Origin of the sequence: Hymenobacter jeongseonensis (assembly GCF_015694725.1) — a bacterium.
Lineage (GTDB): Bacteria > Bacteroidota > Bacteroidia > Cytophagales > Hymenobacteraceae > Hymenobacter > Hymenobacter jeongseonensis.
This window is the reverse complement of record NZ_JADQDQ010000004.1, coordinates 350,384-364,817: the sequence shown is the minus strand read 5'-3', so window position 1 is coordinate 364,817 and position 14,434 is coordinate 350,384. Positions and strand designations below refer to the sequence as shown.

The following is a 14,434-nucleotide window of genomic DNA, read 5'->3' as shown; positions in this document are numbered from 1 at the left end:
TCAGTCGCTCAACCAATCCGTCACTCCTTATGAAGACCAAAGAAGAAATTGTCAATAACTGGCTGCCCCGCTACACGGGCGTGCCGCTGGACGAGTTTGGGCAGTACATCCTGCTCACCAACTTCAGCAACTACGTGTACATGTTTGCCGAGCAGTTCGACTGCGAAGTGCGCGGCCTCGACAAGCCCATGCAAACGGCCACGGCCAACGGCATCACCATCATCAACTTCGGCATGGGTTCGCCCATGGCAGCCACGGTGATGGATTTGCTCTCGGCCATCAAGCCCAAGGCGGCCCTGTTTCTGGGCAAGTGCGGCGGCCTGAAAAAGACCAAGCTCGGCGACCTGGTCCTGCCCATCGCGGCCATTCGCGGCGACGGTACTTCCGACGATTATTTGCCCAAGGAGATTCCGGCCCTGCCCTCTTTCCGGTTGCAGCGCGCCGTGTCTTCCATGATTAAAAAGCACGAGCTGGACTACTACACCGGCACCGTGTACACCACAAACCGCCGCGTGTGGGAGCACGACACGGAATTCAAGGACTACCTGCGCCGGGTGCGCGCCATGGCCGTGGACATGGAAACAGCGACCATTTTCGTGGTCGGTTTCATGAACGACATTCCCCACGGCGCCCTGCTGCTCGTGAGCGACAACCCCATGACACCCGAGGGCGTGAAAACCTCGGAATCAGATTCTAAGGTGACCATCGATTTCGTCAAGCGCCACCTGCAAATTGGCATCGAGTCGCTGCAGGAACTGCAGTTCTCCGGTGAATCGGTGAAGCACATGCGCTTCGAGTAGGAAGCCCGGTAAAGCTGCGCCAGCAGCTAAAAATAGCACGTCATGCTGAGCGAAGTCGAAGCATCTCTACCGCCGTACTAACCTTGATTAGTGGCGAGGTAAAGATGCTTCGGCTCCGCTCGGCATGACGTTCTTATTTCGGGGGTAGCCTTGTCAAAAACACCCGGTTTCGTAGCGTTCTGGTTTCGTGCCGTACTTGTGCAGAATTTCAAAAACCAAGCAAAACGCATGATGAACTTTACCAAGCCTTTGGGGCAGAAGTTGGGAGTGGCAGTTCTGGCACTGAGCGCGCTGGCTGGCTGCCAGAGCCAGCGGGAAACCGTGGATTTGCTCGTGACCAACGCCACCGTGTACACCGTCGATTCCACGTTTACAAAAGCCGAAGCTTTTGCGGTGAAGGACGGAAGGTTTGTAGCCGTGGGCTCCACAGCCGACCTCAAATCCCGCTTCAGTGCCGCGAAGGAAGTAGACGCCAAAGGCCAATTCGTCTACCCCGGTTTCTACGACGCGCACTGCCACTTCTACCGCTACGCCCTGGCCCTGCCCAGCGCCGATTTGGTGGGAACGACTTCGTGGAAAGCCGTCGTGCAAAAGCTGCAGGAGAACCGGAAAAAGTACCCCCAGGCTGCTTGGCTCACCGGCCGCGGCTGGGACCAGAACGACTGGCCCAACAAGCAGTTCCCCACCAAAGACACCCTGGACGCACTGTTTCCGGATGTGCCCGTGCTCCTCACCCGCGTCGATGGCCACGCCGCCGTGGTCAACCAGAAAGCCCTGGACCTGGCCGGCGTCACGGCCAGCACGCCCATTAGCGGCGGCACCATCACGCGCGATGCCCAAGGCCGCCTCACCGGCCTGCTAGTAGACAATGCCACGCGCCTCGTAAGCAGCAAAATCCCTGACCCCTCCCCCGCTGAAGCAGCCCGCTTGCTACTGCAAGCCCAGCAAAACTGCTTGGCCGTGGGCCTCACCAGCCTCGCCGATGCCGGCCTCGACCGTGCCGATGTGGAGCAAATGGCTGCCCTGCAGCAACAGGGCCAGCTCAAGATGCGCCTCTACGCCATGCTGAACCCCACGGCGCCCAACCGCGAGCATTACTTGAAAACCGGCCCCATTCTCACTGACCAACTCACTGTAAGTTCCTTTAAGGTGTATGCCGACGGCGCCTTGGGCTCCCGCGGAGCCTGCTTGGTAAAGCCCTACGCCGATAAACCTAAGGAAACCGGGTTTCTGCTTTCCACCGAAAAGGAATACCGCGCTTTGGCTAAGGAGTTGGCCGCGTCGAAGTTCCAGATGAACACCCACGCCATCGGCGACTCGGCCAACCGCATTATCCTCAACATCTACGGCGAGGCGCTGAAAGGCCAAAAGGACCGCCGCTGGCGCATCGAGCACGCTCAGGTTATCACGCCGGCTGACATGCCCAAGTTTGGCCAGTTCGGCATCGTGCCCTCGGTGCAGCCCACCCACGCCACCTCGGATATGTACTGGGCCGGGGAGCGCCTCGGCGCCGAGCGCCTCAAAACGGCATATGCCTACCAGGAGCTACTCAAGCAGTACGGCCAGTTGGCCTTGGGCTCCGACTTTCCGGTGGAAGACATCAACCCTCTCTATGGCTTCCACTCCGCCGTGGCGCGGCAGGATGCCAAGAACTTCCCCAAAGGCGGCTTCCAGATGGAAAACGCCATTTCCCGGCCCGACGCCCTGCGCGGCATGACCACTTGGGCCGCCCACGCCGGCTTCGAAGAAAAGCGCAAAGGCCAAATCAAGCCCGGCATGCTGGCCGATTTTGTGGTGATGGGAACGGACCTAATCACGGCCCCCAACGAGCAGTTGCGCAATGCCAGCGTACTACAAACCTGGATTGGCGGCCAGCAGGTGTTTGTGAGAAAATAGTTAGTCGAATAAACAGAATACAAAAAAGCCGTCCTGCAGGACGGCTTTTTTGTATTCTTTACTCAAGGTTAAAATGCCCCTTGCTCGTCGGCGCTGGGACCGTAGAGGCCGGGCACCGGAATATCCAACAGCCGCAGATACACGGAGAGCTGACCGCGGTGGTGAATGCTGTGGTTCAGGCCCATGATGCGCAGGGCGGCGCCCTTGGGGCGGTCCATCAGCACTTGCTCGCCGCGGGTGAGCTGGAAGTGCTTGGTGAGCTTCTCGTCGTCGCTGCTGTGCAGCGAATCGAGCAGGGTTTTGCTGTACTCATCGAAGCGGGCCATGAGCTGTTCGTGCGAAGTGGGCGTGGGGCCGGGCTTGGGCGCATTGGGGTCGAGAAAGTCGCGGGAATTGGCATTCACAAACAGGGTTTTGAAGGCCAACAAATTCACCACATGAGACGCCAACTGCCACAAAGACATGCTCTTCGGGTGGGGCTTGTAATCGGCCTGCTCGAAGGGCACCCGCTCGAGCACTCGGCGGGTATTGGCCAGCTCGTGGTCGAGCTCTGCCAGGATGTTTTGCTGAAGGGATGAGGTATGCATGCGAGGAGGTGGGGGTGGGTTTGGTGAACGCGCGGGCCGCTGGTATGCCGCTGTAGCTCGAGGGTAGTCTATTTAACCGTGGCCGGGATGCTGGCTACGGCCGAAGCTGGTGGTGGGCCGGGCAGCACAGCAGAAGCCGTCGGAGCATCTTCGCGCAGCTTACGGCCGCGCAGCTGCAACAGAAAAATCAGCCCCAGAATGAAGAAGACAATCAGGGCCAGGATGCTGTAGCGCATGTTGCCGCCCATAAGCTGCGAAATGCCGCCAAACACGACCAAGCCGATGACAATACCCACTTTCTCCGTCACATCAAAAAAGCTGAAATAAGCGGCCGAGTTGGGCGTATTTTCGGGGATAATCTTGGAATACGTGGAGCGCGACAGGCTCTGCACCGCGCCCATGGTGAGGCCGATAATGGAGGCCAGCAAATAGAACGACCAGCCGGCCTGCACGTAATAGCCCGCAATGCAAATCAGCATCCAGATGAACACGGCCCAACTCAGGGCCCGGGTGTTGCCGATGCGCTCCGAAAGCTTGGCAAACAGATAAGCGCCCAAAATGCCTACTAGCTGCAACAGCAAAATGGTGGTAATGAGCGCAGTGGTGTCAAGCTTTAATTCTTCGGAACCGAAGAGCGTGGCTACGTACATCACCGTTTGCACGCCCATATTGTAGGTGAAATACGCCAGGAGAAAGCGCTTGAGGTTGGGCTGTTGCTTGGTTTCTTGCCACACTTTGCCCAACTCCCGGAAGCCATTGAGCAGCCAGCCGGCGTCGGAAGTGGTGCCGGCCGGGCGGCCCGGGTCGGGAGGCAGCGTCGCGAAAGGAATCTGGGCAAAGCCCGCCCACCACAGGCCCGTGAGCAAAAAGCTGTACTGCGTGGCTTTCCCAACGCTTAGCCCAAACATGGCCACGCCCTTGGGCCCGCCCATGATTTCGGGCCCTTGAATAAGAGCGAGGCACATCACCAGCAGCAGCACCGAGCCAATGTAGCCCATCGAAAACCCGCGCGCTGAGAGAGAGTCAAACTTTTCCTCAGAGGAAATGTCCGGCAGGTAGGAATTGTAGAACACGATGGAGCCGGAAAAGCCAATCGTGGCCATGATGAACACAAACACACCCATGGTGAACGTGCTGGGTTCAAAAAAATACAGTCCCGCGCAGGAGGCCGCCCCGATGTAGCAGAACACCTGCAAGAAGAGCTTCTTGCGGCCCGAATAGTCGGCCAGCGAGGTGAGCAGGGGGCTTATCAGCGCGATAATCAGGAAGGCGGCCGACACCGAATAATTCTGCAGCGAGGTGCCGGGAATGTGCATGCCCAGGAAGTCTACCGGCGTTTTGCCCGAGTCGGTGTGCGTCACCTCCTTCACCACCGAGCTCCAGTAAATGGGGAAAATGCTGCTCGTAATGACCAACGGATACACCGAGTTGGCCCAGTCGTAGAACGTCCAGCCGGTGGTGGTGCGTTTGTTGTCTTTTTCGACGGCGGCAGGAACAGCCGTCGGCATTGGGGAGGAGGCCATAAGTGGGGGCGCGGTTGGTGCGGTATTGCCGGGCAAGGTAACGGGTTTTAAGCGCTTGCGTTGCGCATAGCGAAGAGGTAAATGGGCTGCGGCGTTGCCACGCGGGCAGTTCGGCACTCGGGCCAACTTATCTTCGCGAAATATTAGTTTGTATTCCTTTTCGACAATGACGCGTTATTTGCTCATCCTAACGGGGTTGCTTTCCTCCGTTTCTGCTCTTGCCCAAACCGGTAACCCGGTCATCGACAGCCCCGCGGCCTACCGCCAAGCGGGCCTGCACAGCCCCGAACACGGCCGCCTGGTGGCCGAGCTGCTCCGCTACGAGCTGCAAAATATACGCAGCTTGGTTGCAACCCAGCTGCAGGTACGGCCCACCGGCTACACATTCGTGTTCACCAACCGGGCTACGGTGGCTGAAATCACGGAGGGCCGCTATGCGGTGAAGTATTACAATGCCCAAGACCAGGTAATTAAAACCGCTACCGGCCGCTTTGCAGGCCTAGCGCCCGGAGCCAGCCGCAACCAGTCCGTCACCTTTCCGCGCCCGCCCGACACGGCTCGCACCGAACTCACAGTGACGGAAGTCACGGCTGAGTAAGGAAATCCAGCTCCGAATGCTGTCATAAAAAAACGCCCCGACTATGAGTAGCCGGGGCGTTTTTTTATGACATTTACTCCTAAATTCCCTTGTTTAATACGCCCATGAGTCGGGCAAATATTCCCCCGCCGGTGCCGGTAGCGGGCGCAGGGCGCAGCTGCCACACCTGCTGAAAGGCCTCTACGGGCAGGGTTTGCTCGGTGTGGTTGGTACCGGGCTGGCGGTACGTCACTTGGCCGGTGTGCTCACAAATTTCTAAATCGTAAGACCAGCCGGGTAGCCAATCGGCCGCCTCGACGGTGCCGCAGTAGTAAGCTTGTACCGTTTTAAATTCTATTCTGCTTGTTTTTGATTTCATGCTATTCTTGCTGAATTCGCGCTCTGAGTCGTCGTTTCTGAACTTCATGAGATGCTTGCTGAACCCAGGTTATTGTTTCTAAATTCCATTTTCTCTGATATGATTTTGATGTAACTATGCGGGCAGTTGAACCCTCAAGGCGAGGGAGGTGTATATTCACTGCCAATTCAGCCCTACCATGGAAGTCTCCAACCACACCATTGCCGAAGCCACCACCACTGCCCCCTATCTCGACTACGCGGTGTGCGTAGATGCCGATAATCGGCCCGCCAAGCATGTTGGCGACTGGCCGGTAGAAGGCGGCATCTACACCGTACGCGTTGCCGAAAGCCGGACCGAAGGCATTGCCTTGGTGCACGTGCTCGGCTTCGAGGGCGAGGCACCGTACTTCAACGCGTTTGCGCCGCATCGGTTTCAGATAATCGAGCGAGTTTGGTTGAATTAATGCATTTACTGCTGCCTGCCGACGGGCAGCCCGCATTGCGCTGCCCGTCCTGAAATGGGTGTAAGCCGGCGGCTTCGTTGCCAACTTTCCAAGAAAAAAGCCTCGCTATACTTCCATTCGGAAGGCTTAGCGAGGCTTTTTCGGCAAACTGTTGAGGGGATGGGATTCGAACCCACGATGACCTTTTGAGCCATACACACTTTCCAGGCGTGCTCCTTCGACCACTCGGACACCCCTCAAGGATGGTGGTTGATGGGGCAAATATAGGGCGGGAAGGGCAGTTATCAGTAAGCCAGTCCCGGTTATCGGCGAAAAGTTGTGGGCACCAAGCCCAACCACAGCAAGGGCCTTCACCAGCCGCTGCTTTCGAACCGCTACCTAAACCTCTCCCTTACAGCGTGATTTCGCCGCGCAGGTCCTGCGCCAAGAGCTGCCGGGTGCGCTCCTCCCCTAGCCCCAAACCCAGTACAAACATGAGCTTGGTGACGGCGGCTTCGGTAGTGATATCTTCGCCGCCCACGATGCCCATTTCCGCAAAACGGGCGCTGGTTTCGTACTTGCCCTGCACCACGCGGCCTTCCTCGCATTGGCTCACATTGAGCAGCCACACGCCGCGGGCGCGGGCGTCGGCCAAGCACTGCAAAAACCAAGGCGCCGTGGGCGCATTGCCCGAGCCGTAGGTTTCGAGCACACAGCCCTTCAGGCCCGCAATGCCCAGAATGGCACTCACCACTGCCTCCGTTATGCCCGGAAAAAGGCGCAACACCGCCACCCCGGTTTCCAGGTTGGTGTGCACTTTCAGGCGAGCACCTGGCAGCATGCGAATGCTTTTGTCGTCAAATTCCAGGCCAATGCCGGCGCGGGCCAGCGGCGGGTAGTTTTCGCTTTTGAAGGCCGCGAACTGCTGGCTCTCAACCTTTTTGGCGCGCGTCCCGCGAATGAGGATATCATTAAAAAACACGCACACTTCCGGCACGCGCACGGTGTGGGCGCGCGGATGCCGCGCAGCGGCAATTTCCAGGGCGGTGATGATGTTGCGCTGGGCATCGGAACGGTTGGCGCCCACGGGTACCTGCGCCCCGGTAAACACCACGGGTTTGCCCAAATGCTCTAGCACGTAGCTCAGGGCAGCGGCCGAGTAGGCCATGGTGTCGGTGCCGTGCAGGATGACGAAACCGTCGAAGTCGGTGTAGTGCCGGCCGATAAGCTGGGCCAGAAACAGCCAGTCGGCGGGCGTCACGTTGCTGCTGTCGATGGGCGCGGGCAGGCTGAGCAGCGCCACTTGGTACGGCAGGCGCGCCAGCTCCGGCATCTTGCGGTCGAGGCGGCCAAACTGCATGGGCACCAGTTCGCCGGTGCGGTTCACGGCCATGCCCACCGTGCCGCCGGTGTAGATGATGAGCAGCCGCGGGGCTGCGGTATTGGTGGCATCGACGCGGGTGGGAAGCGGCAGCAGCGGTAAATCAAGGTCGGGCATGGGAAGCGGGAAGCGCGGTGGGTCGGCAGGGCAGTCCTTCGTTGCGGCCGGGGCCCCGAAGTTATTGTTCACCCGTGCAAGGTAGGCCACCGGTTTTTTTCGGCAACCAATAGCCCAACGCTAGCTGCTTTCGTATTGCTTGCGGCCCTTCTATTCCTTTTTCTATGACCCCAACGGACCAATCCCCTGCGAAACCTGTTTCCGACGTCATTGTCATTGGCGCTGGCATCATGAGCGCCACGCTCGCCGTGCTGCTCAAATCCCTGGACCCCAACCTCACCATTGCCGGCTACGAACGCCTCGATGCCGTGGCCGCCGAAAGTTCCGATGCTTGGAACAATGCCGGCACCGGCCACTCCGCTTTCTGCGAGCTGAACTACACGCCCGAGCGCCCCGACGGCTCCATCGACATCAGCAAAGCCGATAAAATTGCCGAACAGTTTGAACTCAGCAAGCAGTTTTGGGCCTCGCTGGTGCAGGAAGGCGTGCTGCCCGACCCGGCTTCCTTCATTCAAAGCATTCCGCACATGAGCTTTGTGTGGGGCGCGGCTAATGTGGAATACCTGCGCAAACGGCACGCCGCGTTGCTCCATTCGCCCCTATTCCAGGGCATGGAATTCAGCGACGACCCCGCCCAGATTGCCGCTTGGGTGCCGCTGATAATGAACGGTCGCGACCCCGCCGTGCCGGTAGCCGCCACCCGCATGGCCATCGGTACCGACGTGAATTTTGGCGCCCTCACCCGCACCATGTCTAACTATGTAAAAGGCTTGCCGGGCGTCGATTTCAACCTGGGCCACGAGGTAGAAGACTTCCGGCGCAAAGACGACGGTATTTGGCGGCTCAAAGTTCGCAACGTAGCCACGGACGAAAGCCGCATCGTGCGGAGTCGTTTTGTTTTCATTGGGGCCGGGGGCGGCACGCTGCCCCTGCTCGAAAAAACGGGCATTCCGGAGGCCAACGGTTTCGGGGGCTTCCCCGTGAGCGGGCAGTGGCTGAAGTGCCAAAACCCCGCCGTGATTGCCCAACACGAGGCCAAAGTGTACGGCAAGCCGGCCGTGGGCTCGCCGCCCATGTCGATGCCGCACCTGGACACGCGCCAAATCAATGGCCGCAAAGAGCTGCTGTTTGGGCCGTACGCCGGCTTTAGCACCAAGTTTTTGAAGAAAGGCTCGTACACCGATTTATTCCGCTCAATTGAATTGGGCAACATCCGGCCCTTGCTCTACGCCGGTGCCCGCAACCTGGGACTGACGCGCTACCTCATCGGGCAGGTGCTGCAATCGCCAGAAGACCGCACCGCTGCGCTGCGCGAGTACTACCCCAACGCCAACCCCGCCGACTGGCAGCTGGAGGTGGCCGGCCAACGTGTGCAGGTCATCAAGAAAGACAAAAAGGCGGGCGGCGTGCTCGAGTTCGGCACTGAAATGGTGACGGCGGCCGACGGCTCCATTGCGGCCCTGTTGGGCGCCTCGCCCGGCGCCAGCACGGCCGTGGCCATCATGCTCGATTTGGTGCAGAAGTGCTTCCCCGACCGCGCCGCTACGCCGGCGTGGCAGGCCCGCTTCCGTTCCCTGGTGCCGTCCTTCGGCCAGCCCCTGGCCGACGACCCGGCGCTCACGGCGGCGGTGCGGGAGCGCAGCCGCCACCTGCTCCAGCTCGATGCGTAGCCAAGCCGCGGCGGGGCAATACTCGCCTTGCTCGGCGCCCCTACATATGCGCTTGCGTCAAACGAGCTGTAAGCAGAGTCGTGCTGCTCAATAAACCCGTGAAAACGAGGGAGGATTTGCGATATTTAAGGGTTAACAAGCAGGCCCGCCGGCCGGTTGAGCTTACAGCCCGACCGGAGGCTTATCTTGCGGGCTTATTTATCGCCCCGTCCTTCGCTTCGCCGCGTTTTTATGATTGTACTGGAAGCCTTCACCCCTGCTGATTTTAACCAACTCATAGACTGGGTCGACGACGAGCGGCTGATGAAAGAATGGAGCGGCTCCATGTTTTCGTTTCCCCTCACCGAAGCCGGACTAACCTGGTACGTTCAGGACTCGAACAACTTGGCCGACCCCAGCGTGTTCATTTACAAAGCGGTGGATTCAAAAACCGGGGTGACGGTCGGCCATATTTCCCTCGGTGGCATCAGCCAGCGCGACCGGGCCGGGCGCATCACCCGCGTGCTGGTGGGCAAAACCACCGAGCGCCGCCGGGGCATTTGCCAAGCCATGATAAAAGCCTTGCTGCGCATCGGCTTCGAAGACCTGAAACTGCACCGCATTAGCCTGGGCGTGTACGATTTCAACCACGCCGCCATCAATTGCTACCTCAAAGCCGGCTTCGTGCAGGAAGGCGTGATGCGCGACGTGGTGCGGCACGGCGAGGATTATTGGAGCTTAATTGAAATGGGCATTTTGGAAGCTGAATGGCAGGCGCTGCAAGCCCCACTCAGCGCATCGGCAGCCTAACGGCGTCTTTTCTAACCGAATTGTTTCCTTTCTTGTGCGCGCAAAATGCCCGGGATTGGCAACGGCCGTTCCGGCAAGCTTTAAAATTTTGCTGCACAACGCAGTTGGCCAATTCCTAAATCGGCGGGATAATTGCAAAGCGCGCTGCTAATCCGAAATAAATTCACCCAGTTTATTCCTTTCCTCATGTTTCTTACCAAAATAAATCTGCGTCACGCTTCGCTGGTTGGCGTTCTGCTAATGGGTGCTGCCAGCGCGCAGGCGCAGCAAGCCGGCACCGTGCCAGACGGCGCAGCCGCCCAAGCCAACTTGGCCGCGCTGGCTTCGGGCTCTCCTACCGTGGTGCCCCGGGGCGCCAGCGAGGGCCTGAAAGGCTCGCCTTACGCCGAGAATCGGTGGCTGCCCGCCCAGATTACCCTCACCAACAACCTGCCGCTGGCGCCGGTGCCGCTGAAATACGACGTATTGGAGCACCGCCTGCTGATGCGAACGGTGGCCAGACCCAACGACTCGCTGCAGCTCGACGACCGCCAAGTGGTGCGTTTTGTGCTGCAAGAACCGGCCTCGCCTTTTGGCCCAGCGCGGCAGCGGGAGTTTCGCCGTTTTTTAGAAGCGCCCCTCGACCGGCACCGCACCGATTATGTGGAAGTATTGCACGAAGGCCGCTACACGCTGCTGAAGCACTACCAAAAGAGCTTAAAAAAGGCTGATTTCCAAGGCGCGTATAGCTCAGACCGTCGTTTCGACGAAATCGAAGACAAGTCGGTGTACTACTTGCGCACGCCCGAGGCCAAGTTGGTACCGGTAAAACTTGGCTTGAAGCCCTTGACTGCCGCCGCCCCACCCCTGGCGGCGGCGCTAAAATCCGCAGTAGACCAGAAAAAACCCAAAACGGACGCCGACTGGGTAGCCGTGCTCCACGCCGCCGACCCCGCTCCGGCTAAATAGGCAACCGGCCCGGCAGCCGTATACCAAAATTGGTTTCCAAGGCCAGTGCATAGGTGCTGGCCTCATTTAGCGTGCTGGTGGCAATACTGCCATCGGCACGTCTCGTTTTAAGCTCTTGGTCAACCAAGCTCACGCGGAAACCGGGCGCAGCCAGCGTGGTGATGCGCTGCTTGCGGAAGGGCGAATCGGGCGACTGCGAGTAGTAGAAATTCATCATTTGAAAGTCGCTGGGCTGGGCCTCGTCCAGAGTAAAGGTGTAGAGGCTTTGCCACTGGCCCTGCATATGCAGCTGCAATTGGAAGTTGTGCTGCGGCGCAGCTTGCAGGCGGTAGCGGTCGAAAAACTGCTGGTGCTCGGGGCCCGCCACCAACGGAATGGGTTCGATGAGCCCATTGGTCCCAAAACCCAGGTCGACCAGCCACGGCTGCGCGTCCACATCCACCAGCAGCACCTGGTGCGCACGGGGACGCAACGGATATCCGGCGAGCAGATTGCGTCCCACCAAGCAGGTCACCGCAAAGCCCAGTTCCTGCAATACCAATCGAAACAAGCCATTGAGCTCGTAGCAGTAGCCGCCCCGCCGCTCATGCACTAGCTTCTGCACCAAGCTGGCGGGGTCGAGTTGGATGGGCCGGTTTAGGTGGATGTCGAGGTTCTCGAAGGGAATGCTGAAGGCTTGCGCCCGGTGCAGCCCAATGAGCGTTTCCAAGGAGTGCGTGAGGGGGCCCTGGTAGCTCACGCGAGCCGAATAGGCGGCCAAATCGATGATGGAGGTAGCCATGAGCAGGAAAAGGATGGAGCCTGAGCAGAAACCCGAGCAGAAAACGGCCCTAATTACGCCAGAAACTGTGTACCGGTGAGTTGCTCGCTCGCCTCCCAAAGCTGGCGGGCGTGGTCAGCTGTGTTGAAGGAATGCTTTACCGCGACGGGTTTTTGCTTATCGAAATATCCGCCACTAATGGCCGCTACTTCGGGCGACGACGACAGAAAAATGCTGGTCTCCGCCCCTTTTTCCACCGAAATCATGAACGGGCGGCCCAATTGCGAGAGCTTGCTCAGCCAGCCACCGGCACTGGCCCCGAAGTTGCTGGCCACTACGCCGGGATGTAAGGCATTGGCAGTAACATTGCTAATGCCGTGGGCGCGCAGGCGGCGGGCCAGTTCCTGCGTGAACATGATGTTGTAGAGCTTGGTATTGCCATAAACCCGCATGGCGCTGTAGCGCTGCGCCGATTGAATATCCGCCAGATTGGGTTTGGCTACGTGGTAGGCCATCGACGCCAGGTTGACCACGCGGGCGGCGGGGCTGGCGCGCAACTTATCGAGCAGCAGGGCCGTGAGCAGGAACGGGCCCAGGTGGTTGGTGGCCAGCCCCAACTCGTTGCCATCGACGGAAAGCTGCCGCTGGGCCCCGAATATCAGCCCTGCGTTGTTCACCAGCACGTCGAGGCGCGGGTAGCGGGCGTTGAACTCGGCAGCGGCCCGGCGCACCTGCGCCAAGTCGGCTAGGTCGGCCAGCAGCACATCGACTTGGTCGTGGCCGGCCACTGCTTTTATTTCACGCTGCGTCGCTTCGGCTTTCTCGGCACTACGGGCCAATAGCACCACGCGCGCACCCATTTGGGCCAGTTTGGTGGCCGTGACTTTGCCGATGCCCGATGTGGCGCCGGTAACCAAGATGATTTGATTCGGAAGACTGGGCATGAAACGGTTCTTGGGTGGTTGAGTAACTGACTGCGTAAACGTAACTGGCGGCTCAATGCTTGGTTTTTCCGTTCTGCCCACGACCTTTCCCCTATGAAAGCCCTTTTGCTCATCGATATTCAGAACGATTTTGTGCCGGGGGGCCGGTTAGCCGTGCCCGACGGCGATGCTATTATTCCGTTGGTCAATGCCTTGCAATCCCGTTTTGATTTGGTTGTGGCCTCTCAGGACTGGCACCCGGCAGGGCACCAGAGTTTCGCCAGCAGCCACGCAGGCAAAGCGCCATTTGACCAAATTGACTTGCACGGCCTGCCCCAGACCCTGTGGCCCGACCACTGTGTGCAGGAGACACCCGGCGTAGCCTTACACCCAGCTCTGGATACGCGCCAGGTGGAGGCAATTTTCCGCAAGGGCATGGCGCCCGACATCGATTCTTACAGCGCCTTTTTCGACAATGGCCACCGCAAAGCCACCGGCTTGGCCGATTACCTACGCGGCCGTGGCGTGACCGACGTATACCTTGCGGGCCTGGCGGGCGACTATTGTGTGTATTTCTCCGCGCTGGATGCGCTAGCGATGGGCTTCGCTACCTACGTGGTGACCGATGCCACGCGGGCCATCAACGCCGACGGGTTCCGGACGGCCCTAGCTGATTTGCAGCGCAATGGGGCAAGGCTGCTGGAAAGCAGTGTCCTGCTGGACTCCCCGCAGCAATAGCTTCCGGGACTTATCCTTACTTACTGCCCGGTACCCTCAACACTTCTACTGCATCACCTATGGATTTGCGCCCCCGCGATACCGACAAAGGCTGGAAGCGTACCGGCTACAGTATTATTTTTGAGTCGGACACCCGCGCCGGTCTGTTGTTCGACATTGTGTTGCTGGTAGTAATTGCCTTGAGCGTAGCCTTGGTGATGCTCGATAGCGTGCGGACGGTAAATGCCCGGTATGGCACTTATTTGCGGGCAGCGGAGTGGTTTTTTACTATTCTCTTCATCCTCGAATACCTGGCGCGGCTGCTGGTAGTGCGCCGTCCGCTCAACTACGTCTTTAGCTGGCTGGGGATTGTTGATTTTTTGGCCACTGTGCCGGCCCTGGCGGCCCTATTGCTTACGGGCAGCCATTACCTGGTGGCCATTCGCACGCTGCGACTGTTGCGCATGTTCCGCATTTTTAAGCTGGGGCAGTTTGTGGGCGAGGGCGAATTTATCGTGATGGCGCTCAAGGCCAGCCGATTCAAAATCCTGGTCTTTCTGACGGCTGTGCTCACGCTTACCATTGCAATGGGCACGCTGATGTACGTGGTCGAAGGGGGGGAAAACGGATTTACCAGCATTCCCAAAAGCGTGTATTGGGCCATCGTAACCGTCACGACGGTGGGTTACGGCGACATTTCCCCTGTCACCGTTCTTGGCCAGACCCTGGCTTCCGTGCTTATGATTATGGGCTATGCCATCATCGCCGTGCCCACCGGCATCGTGTCGGCCCAAATGGCGGGGACCCAAACAACGCCTTACAAATCCCCGGCATTCAAGCAAGTGATTTGCCACGTGTGCCGGGCCACCGAACACCGGCCCGACGCGGAATTTTGCTGGCATTGCGGCGAGAAACTCTAGCCGCAATGCCAGCTCCATTGCTA

Annotated in this window: 15 protein-coding genes and 1 tRNA gene; 9 read left to right on the top strand and 7 right to left on the bottom strand. The window is 59.2% G+C overall.

Annotation, left to right across the window (positions count from 1 at the left end; genetic code table 11):
• The first annotated feature begins 29 nt into the window (after positions 1–29).
• Both I2I05_RS11100 and I2I05_RS11095 read left to right on the top strand, forming a co-directional pair.
• The gene (locus tag I2I05_RS11100) at positions 30–800 is read left to right on the top strand and encodes an AMP nucleosidase (protein ID WP_196282313.1); all 771 of its coding nucleotides are present in this window, start codon (positions 30–32) and stop codon (positions 798–800) included.
• Between the two features lie 231 nt (positions 801–1,031).
• Positions 1,032–2,696, top strand: coding sequence for an amidohydrolase (locus tag I2I05_RS11095; RefSeq protein ID WP_196282468.1), 1,665 nt, complete (start codon positions 1,032–1,034; stop codon positions 2,694–2,696).
• Between the two features lie 68 nt (positions 2,697–2,764).
• On the opposite strand, the gene I2I05_RS11090 is transcribed toward I2I05_RS11095, so the two are convergent.
• Both I2I05_RS11090 and I2I05_RS11085 read right to left on the bottom strand, forming a co-directional pair.
• Positions 2,765–3,283: a DinB family protein gene (locus I2I05_RS11090; protein WP_196282312.1), complete on the bottom strand. Its 519-nt coding sequence runs from the start codon at positions 3,281–3,283 to the stop codon at positions 2,765–2,767.
• A 68-nt stretch (positions 3,284–3,351) separates the two neighbouring features.
• Positions 3,352–4,806, bottom strand: a complete 1,455-nt coding sequence (locus I2I05_RS11085; RefSeq protein ID WP_230688278.1) for an MFS transporter — start codon at positions 4,804–4,806, stop codon at positions 3,352–3,354.
• Between the two features lie 166 nt (positions 4,807–4,972).
• Between I2I05_RS11085 and I2I05_RS11080 the strand changes: the two genes are divergently transcribed.
• Entirely contained in the window at positions 4,973–5,404 is a 432-nt protein-coding gene (locus I2I05_RS11080; protein ID WP_196282311.1) for a hypothetical protein, read from the top strand.
• A 79-nt stretch (positions 5,405–5,483) separates the two neighbouring features.
• Here I2I05_RS11080 and I2I05_RS11075 read toward each other — a convergent pair whose 3' ends face one another.
• Entirely contained in the window at positions 5,484–5,762 is a 279-nt protein-coding gene (locus tag I2I05_RS11075; protein ID WP_196282310.1) for a hypothetical protein, read from the bottom strand.
• Positions 5,763–5,940: 178 nt separating this feature from the next.
• Here I2I05_RS11075 and I2I05_RS11070 point away from each other — a divergent pair, with 178 nt between their 5' ends.
• Positions 5,941–6,207 carry a hypothetical protein gene (locus tag I2I05_RS11070; RefSeq protein WP_196282309.1) on the top strand — a complete coding sequence of 89 codons (267 nt, stop codon included), beginning with the start codon at positions 5,941–5,943 and terminating at the stop codon, positions 6,205–6,207.
• Between the two features lie 151 nt (positions 6,208–6,358).
• On the opposite strand, the gene I2I05_RS11065 is transcribed toward I2I05_RS11070, so the two are convergent.
• Together I2I05_RS11065 and I2I05_RS11060 are read right to left on the bottom strand one after the other, a co-directional pair.
• Positions 6,359–6,446: transfer RNA gene (locus I2I05_RS11065), tRNA-Ser, on the bottom strand.
• A gap of 152 nt (positions 6,447–6,598) precedes the next feature.
• Positions 6,599–7,684, bottom strand: coding sequence for an asparaginase (locus I2I05_RS11060; RefSeq protein ID WP_196282308.1), 1,086 nt, complete (start codon positions 7,682–7,684; stop codon positions 6,599–6,601).
• Between the two features lie 134 nt (positions 7,685–7,818).
• On the opposite strand from I2I05_RS11060, the gene mqo reads away from it, so the two are divergent.
• From mqo to I2I05_RS11045, 3 genes are all read left to right on the top strand, one after another.
• A complete protein-coding gene (mqo, locus tag I2I05_RS11055) occupies positions 7,819–9,354 on the top strand; it encodes a malate dehydrogenase (quinone) (RefSeq protein WP_317192346.1) in 1,536 nt (511 codons plus the stop codon).
• Between the two features lie 231 nt (positions 9,355–9,585).
• On the top strand, positions 9,586–10,143 hold the full coding sequence (locus tag I2I05_RS11050; RefSeq protein WP_196282306.1) for a GNAT family N-acetyltransferase: 558 nt from the start codon (positions 9,586–9,588) through the stop codon (positions 10,141–10,143).
• Between the two features lie 186 nt (positions 10,144–10,329).
• Complete coding sequence (locus I2I05_RS11045) at positions 10,330–11,091, top strand: hypothetical protein (RefSeq protein WP_196282305.1); 762 nt, start codon at positions 10,330–10,332, stop codon at positions 11,089–11,091.
• On the opposite strand, the gene I2I05_RS11040 is transcribed toward I2I05_RS11045, so the two are convergent.
• The gene (locus I2I05_RS11040; protein WP_196282304.1) at positions 11,084–11,872 is read right to left on the bottom strand and encodes an arylamine N-acetyltransferase family protein; all 789 of its coding nucleotides are present in this window, start codon (positions 11,870–11,872) and stop codon (positions 11,084–11,086) included. The genes I2I05_RS11045 and I2I05_RS11040 overlap by 8 nt on opposite strands.
• A 53-nt stretch (positions 11,873–11,925) precedes the next feature.
• Positions 11,926–12,795 (bottom strand): SDR family NAD(P)-dependent oxidoreductase, encoded by an 870-nt coding sequence (locus I2I05_RS11035; protein ID WP_196282303.1) that lies wholly within the window; start codon positions 12,793–12,795, stop codon positions 11,926–11,928.
• 93 nt (positions 12,796–12,888) lie between these two features.
• On the opposite strand from I2I05_RS11035, the gene pncA reads away from it, so the two are divergent.
• Both pncA and I2I05_RS11025 read left to right on the top strand, forming a co-directional pair.
• Entirely contained in the window at positions 12,889–13,512 is a 624-nt protein-coding gene (gene pncA / locus I2I05_RS11030; RefSeq protein WP_196282302.1) for a bifunctional nicotinamidase/pyrazinamidase, read from the top strand.
• 59 nt (positions 13,513–13,571) lie between these two features.
• Entirely contained in the window at positions 13,572–14,411 is an 840-nt protein-coding gene (locus I2I05_RS11025) for an ion transporter (protein WP_196282301.1), read from the top strand.
• Positions 14,412–14,434: the final 23 nt, after the last annotated feature.